General features: G+C 51.5%; 7 tRNA genes. All 7 read right to left on the reverse strand.

The features are described 5' to 3' along the window. Window positions 1-4: 4 nt before the first annotated feature. Window positions 5-78, reverse strand: a tRNA-Arg gene (locus HMPREF9380_RS00035). Window positions 79-109: 31 nt separating this feature from the next. Continuing rightward, a tRNA-Leu gene (locus HMPREF9380_RS00030) sits at window positions 110-195 on the reverse strand. Between the two features lie 7 nt (window positions 196-202). Beyond that, window positions 203-274, reverse strand: a tRNA-Gly gene (locus HMPREF9380_RS00025). A gap of 14 nt (window positions 275-288) precedes the next feature. Next, window positions 289-361 (reverse strand) — tRNA-Thr (locus HMPREF9380_RS00020). A 16-nt stretch (window positions 362-377) separates the two neighbouring features. Next, window positions 378-459, reverse strand: a tRNA-Leu gene (locus HMPREF9380_RS00015). A gap of 5 nt (window positions 460-464) precedes the next feature. Further along, a tRNA-Lys gene (locus HMPREF9380_RS00010) sits at window positions 465-537 on the reverse strand. Window positions 538-567: 30 nt separating this feature from the next. Continuing rightward, a tRNA-Asp gene (locus HMPREF9380_RS00005) sits at window positions 568-640 on the reverse strand. Window positions 641-650: the final 10 nt, after the last annotated feature.

Here is a 650-nt window from a genome sequence, read left to right on the forward strand (position 1 = left end):
TTAATGCACCCTAGAGGAGTCGAACCTCTAACCGCCTGATTCGTAGTCAGGTACTCTATCCAGTTGAGCTAAGGGTGCTCATCTTCTTCTACTGCCTCTTACAAGTCTATGCCGAGGACCGGAATCGAACCGGTACGATCGTTACCAATCGCAGGATTTTAAGTCCTGTGCGTCTGCCAGTTCCGCCACCCCGGCCGCCTCAAGCGAACGACGGGATTCGAACCCGCGACCCCCACCTTGGCAAGGTGATGTTCTACCACTGAACTACGTTCGCATCCTATTCAAAAATGCCGGCTACATGACTTGAACACGCGACCCTCTGATTACAAATCAGATGCTCTACCAACTGAGCTAAGCCGGCTCATTATTATCTTATATGCGGGTTAAGGGACTTGAACCCCCACGCCCTAAAGCGCCAGATCCTAAATCTGGTGCGTCTGCCAATTCCGCCAAACCCGCTCTTATGACCCGTACTGGGCTCGAACCAGTGACCCTTTGATTAAAAGTCAAATGCTCTACCAACTGAGCTAACGAGTCTCTTTCCTTTTGAAATCTTCTCGACTTCAACGGTCCCGACGGGAATCGAACCCGCGATCTTCGCCGTGACAGGGCGACGTGATAACCGCTACACTACGGGACCTATTCTTTTC

Source organism: Streptococcus sanguinis SK49 (assembly GCF_000212815.1).
Classification (GTDB): domain Bacteria; phylum Bacillota; class Bacilli; order Lactobacillales; family Streptococcaceae; genus Streptococcus; species Streptococcus sanguinis_C.